This window comes from Desulfurella sp. (assembly GCF_049977265.1).
In the GTDB taxonomy this organism is placed as follows: domain Bacteria; phylum Campylobacterota_A; class Desulfurellia; order Desulfurellales; family Desulfurellaceae; genus Desulfurella.
Map to the genome: position 1 here is coordinate 1 of NZ_JBMFGQ010000062.1, position 5,574 is coordinate 5,574.

3 protein-coding genes are annotated in these 5,574 nt (G+C 32.9%); 1 reads left to right on the forward strand and 2 read right to left on the reverse strand.

Annotated features, from left to right (window positions below; genetic code table 11):
• Positions 1-127: 127 nt before the first annotated feature.
• The gene (locus tag ACP5FO_RS08305) at positions 128-1,489 is read left to right on the forward strand and encodes a TolC family protein (protein WP_428110605.1); all 1,362 of its coding nucleotides are present in this window, start codon (positions 128-130) and stop codon (positions 1,487-1,489) included.
• On the opposite strand, the gene ACP5FO_RS08310 is transcribed toward ACP5FO_RS08305, so the two are convergent.
• Positions 1,486-4,524, reverse strand: a complete 3,039-nt coding sequence (locus tag ACP5FO_RS08310) for an efflux RND transporter permease subunit (protein ID WP_428110606.1) — start codon at positions 4,522-4,524, stop codon at positions 1,486-1,488. The two genes, ACP5FO_RS08305 and ACP5FO_RS08310, sit on opposite strands and share 4 nt — an antisense overlap.
• Complete coding sequence (locus ACP5FO_RS08315; RefSeq protein ID WP_428110607.1) at positions 4,521-5,480, reverse strand: efflux RND transporter periplasmic adaptor subunit; 960 nt, start codon at positions 5,478-5,480, stop codon at positions 4,521-4,523. Before ACP5FO_RS08315 ends, ACP5FO_RS08310 begins: the two co-directional genes overlap by 4 nt.
• Positions 5,481-5,574: the final 94 nt, after the last annotated feature.

A 5,574-nucleotide genomic window follows, 5' to 3' on the forward strand; every position in this document is an offset into this window, starting at 1 on the left:
TATCGTTATATATTATGCACACATAGGCTATAATATCTTATAGATAATACGTTAAGCGTTTGAAAATATATTAAAATTTATTTCATTTTTCTTTGCTATGTGATATTATTTTTTTTGGGATCTTAAAATGAAAACTATTTTGTCAATTTTTATCATTGCAATAATTATTATTGATTTAGGTGGATGCGCTACCTACAAGACAGTACCGCTAAATAGTGAAAATATTAATAAATCTTTGCAAGTTCCTCCTTTACATAAACTGGAACAACAAGTAAATCAAATAAAAAATCCATTGATACCCAAACATGCTTTAAAAAAGCCATTATCAATTTCAGAGATAGCGGAATTTGCAGTTTTATTGAATCCCCAACTTAATATAGAGAGATTAAATTTAGGTTTAATCAAAGCTAATTTAGAGCAGGCAAAGCTTTTACCAAATCCAGAAATAAGTTTTAACCTATCAAAACCTATTTCTGGAACTTTAACAAACCCTTATATTGCATATGGCATATCACCGTCATTTGATCTTGGATCAATAATTCAAAGAAATGCTAAAATAAAAACAGGGCAATTAGAACTTGAATCAAAAAGTATTCAATTAAAATGGGATGAATGGCAGGTATATGAAAACGCAAAGTTGCTTGCACTCAACTTTATAGTATTATCAAATAAAATCACACTGCTCAAAGAAATTGAGCATTTAAAACAAGAACAGTTTGATGTCCTGTATAAATTTTATAAGCAAGGTTTGGTAAATAAAATAGAAATGTTAAACGCTCAAGACCAATTACAACGAACAAAAATGGAAGTTCAGTCTAATGAAAAATTGTTAATCAACGCAAAAAATGAACTTTATAAATTTTTAGGTTTAACATATGATTATAAATTATGTGTTGATACAAATTTAAAATTAAAAATACCTATAAATTTACCAAAAAAAACCACATTGCTTGATAAAGTTAACAATAGGCTTGATTTAATTGCGATAAAACTTGCTTATGAAAGCAATGAGGAAAAACTAAAACAACTTGTTTTTTCTCAATTTATGCCAATTAGCATAAGCTTTCCGTTTGCGCGCGATACATCAGATGTTCATACATTAGGTTTTGGTATTAATATAAGTTTTCCGATATTTAACCATAACCAGGGAACAATAAAATATACCCAGATATCCACAGAAAAGATATACAACCAATATATAAGTAGATTAAGAGATGCTCAAATTGACATAGACAAAACAATGTCTAATTTGAAAAACATATATCAAGCATATGAAGTTGTCAGCAATAACCTTGAAAGAATAGAAAATACTCAAAATATTTACAAGATAGCATTCGAAGATGGAAATGTAAGTTTGCTTTCGTATTACAATATTAAAGAAAATCTTATTAAAGAAAAACTTGCTTTGCTGGATTTAAAGCAAAGCTTTTATAATAATTTAATCGCACTGGAGGTTTCGTGCGGTCAAAATTTACGCATAGCAGACTAAATTTTTTTCTTAGCATTAAACAAGCTAAACAAAGACGGTGCAATAATTAGCGAGGCAAAAGCGCCAAATATCAATCCCCCAATTGTTGCAATGGCTAAGGGCTTCAATAAATCTGTCCCCCTTCCAATACCTATAGCAAGAGGCAAAAATCCAACAACATCGGCACTCATAGTCATAATGATTGGTCTTAATCGGCTTTTTGCAGCCAGCGCTATGCTTTTTGCTGAATGATTTTCGCCCAATTGTTTTGATCTGGAAAATATTAGTATAATATTGTTTACCATAATTGCAAATACAAGCAAAATTCCCAAAAACGCAGTGCTATCAAGTGCAACTTTTGTTACAAATAAAGACAGCAAAGAAAAGCTTGCAGTAGAACTAATTGCAATAATAGCTGACAGTGCGCATCTTTGGCTTGAAAATTGAAAACCAAATAGTATCAGCAATATAAAAAGCGCTATTGCTAAAATTAGGTACATATCGTGAAAACTCTTGGTTTGTTGCTTGTAATATCCGCCTATTGAGTAGTTAATATCGTGTGGCAGACTCATTTGTTTAACTATCTTTTCAATATCACTTGCAGCTTTTGAAAGACCAACACTGCTTTTTGGTTTGACCCAGATATAAGAGTAGGGGACTAAGTTTTGGTGAGTGATATATGGAACATTTGTTTTTACATTTATATTTGACAACATACTCAAGTCTAAAGGCTTGTTGTTATGTATTATGTTTAGATTTTTCAGTTCTTCAATTGTTTGTGGTTTGTTTTGAAGCGTTACTCTAAGCGGTATGAGTTGCTCGCCTTTTAAAATATAGCCAGCAGTGTCTCCCCAGAAATAAAGTTTTACTGTGTCTGCTAAATCTTGAGAGTTAATATTGTTAATTGAGGCAAAGTATGAGGGGTTAAACTCTATTTCTGGACCAGCCGAAGGAGATTTAAATGTTATTTGTTCAAAATCTTTGTTTTTTGCCAGTGTTTTGTATAGTTTTTGGCCTTCTGCGAATAATTTATCAGGATTGTTGCCAAAAAGAAATACTTCCAGTGGCGCATGCGATCCAGACAAGTCGCCTAACCTGTTTACCATAACCTGCGAAGAATTTAGCGATATGAGGTTGGGCGCAAGCGTTTTAAATTTTTTATCCAGATCTAACATGATTTTTTCTGTGCTTTCTGTTCTGTTCTTTTTTAATACAATCATCAATATAGCTTTATTGGGCGTTGAAAAAGAATTTCCAAAACCTCTACCAACCATTAAAGAAACCCTTTTGACATTAGGGTTTATAGAAGCTTCATTCATCAAAAGCTCACCTACTTTGGTTGTTGTTTCAACGCTACTTCCAATTGGTGTTCTAAACGGAACAGAAATTAACCCTTCATCCCATCTAGGTAAAAATGCTGTTGGAAGGTTTTTAAATGTAGAATAGCCTATTATTGCGCTTATTAAAATAATTACAACAGATATCCATGGCTTGCGCATAAAAAGAACTAACAAGCGAGTATATATAAAATAAAATTTTCTGTTTTTAACTTTGGCTGTCTTTTTTATTTTACGGTGGGCAATAATCATTGATAATATAGGCGTGAATGTCAAAGCAATAAGTTGCGATGAAATAAGAGCTATTATTATAGCCACAGCCATGTGCTTAAATAAAAGCCCTAATGTTCCGGGCAAGAAGATAAGAGGTATAAATACGACGGTTGATGTAAGTGTAGCTAAACTCATTGGCATCAGTATATCTTTGAGCCTTTTAAAAACACTTGAAATTCTCTGTTCAAGATTGCCGCTAATGTCTTGCAAACCCCTTTCAATTATTACTATTGCGTGGTCTATCATAGCTCCAATTGATGCGCAAATACCACCAAGCGTCATTATGTTTAGTCCAAAACCAGCAATATATAAAGTGATGAAGGTTAAAGACAAAGAAAGAGGCACAACCAGAAATACACTCACTGCGCCATCTATTCTTCCAATAAACAATAAAACAACAATTAAAGCGATAATGCTGCCGATTATTAGCGCTATCCACACATCATTTAGGTTGCTTTTTATTAAGTCGCTTAAATCATAGATTTTTACAATACTGATATTGCTAGGTAGTTTTTCTTTAATGGTATTTATTATATCGCTGAGTTTTTTAGATACTTCTACCTCGTTTGCTTTGTTCTGCGAAAGTATATCCATAATCAAAGCGTGTTTATACGAAGACACTTTTGCATCTTTTATCAAAGGAGGGCTTTCACTTTTGATCAAAGCTATATCTCCCAGCTTTAGCGGAATATTTTCTAAATTATTTGTTTTAGCAGGTATTGTAAACTCAGATAAATCCTTGATGTTGTCTGGTGTGTTTGTTGAAGATAAAGTTAGTTGTTGGTTAAAATAATTCATAGCTCCAGCAAAAAAAGGCCCCTGGTTTAATTTAAGAGATTGGATAACTTCCTGAGGTGATATTTTGTATTGCAATAGTTTCTGAGGATTTAGGGCTATGTTGATCTCGGGCCACCCACGGGAAGTTTCTTCTACTTTATAAACACCGTCTATACTAAGCAGCATAGGTTTTACCTGAAAATAGTAATAGCTCATCATATTTGGGCTATCAATCTTATTTGAAACAAGCGCATATTCTGCAAATGGGTATATATTTGGCTCCATCAGGCGAACGCTTAAGTCGGAGTTTGGAGGTAAATTGATTTTAGCTATTCTTGCTTGCAACATAAGATACGCTGTTTTGGGGTTTACATTTTCATCAAAGTAGACATGGATTTTGGATATGCCGTTTCCTGTTTGAGACCTTACAAGCTTAACGCCAGGTTCAGATCTTGCTGCTTCTTCAAGAGGTCTTGTTATATTAACAAGCATATATTTTACAGGCAAATCCTGGTTATGCGCAAGAATAGATACTTTTGGAAAGCTTACATTGGGAAAGATGCTCTCTGGCAGGCTAAAAAGTGCAAATATGCCACCAAATATGATTAAAAAGCCGCACAAAAATACTGTAATTTTGTTGTTCCATAAAAAGCTTAGGTGTTTATTCATTTCATAATTGTTACTTTAGTTTTGTTTTTAAGCCTTTGCATGCCGCTTACTACAATAGGTTCATTTTTAGCGATATTGCCAAAAATGTAAGCAGTGTTGCCAGCGATATTTATTAAACCAACCTCTCTTTCGCAGGCGACGCCATTAATTACAATATATACATACACTTTGGAGCCTTTTGAGACAATAGCTTGCTTTGGTATACAAAGGCATGATTTTTGAGCAATTGGTATATCAAGCTTAACCCACACTCCAGCAATGAGGTCTTTGTTGTTAAACTTTACAAATACTGGCATAAGCCCGCTTGAATCTGTGCTGGGAGATATTTGTGCAATCGTGCCTTGCTGCTTCAAGTTGGAGTGATAATAATAAACAATTTGGCCAACTTTTAATTTGGATATATCATCTGGAGTTACAAAAGCCTGGATCCATAAATCGCCGTTTCCTTTTAGAATAGCAATAGGCTGACCTTTTTCTACATAGCTTTGAGATGCTACAAGGTATTGTAAACTGCCTGAAAACGGTGCATAAATTTTAGTTTGTTCAAGTATGGATCTTAGGTTTTCTAAGTTGCTTTCTGCTTGGTAGTAAAGCATTTTTGCTTTTTGGAGTTCTTGAGAGGTTGCTATATTTGCTTCTTTTAATTTGATTGTATCTTCTAAATTTTTTCTGGCTGCTTCAATATTATTTTTGGCATTTTGCAGTTTGTTTGAAAAGTTATAGGGATAGATTTGAGCTAAAGGTTCGCCTTTTTTAACACTTGAAAAAGATGAGCTTATGTTTATAATACCGCTTATTGGTGCATTAATTGTTATATTTTGGTTTGTTTCAACCTTACCATAGGCTTTTATTGTATAGTTGCTTGTGCAGGTTTCAGGATAGACTATATGCACACTAAGTCCAAAAGCTGCAGAATATGAAAATAAGATAAACAGCAATGCAAATATTTTTTTCATTATCATAATATATAAATTAATTGCGATATTTTGTCAAATATTAACATACAAATAATAATTTTAACCATAAAGCATAGAGCTTAATTTTTGGAAT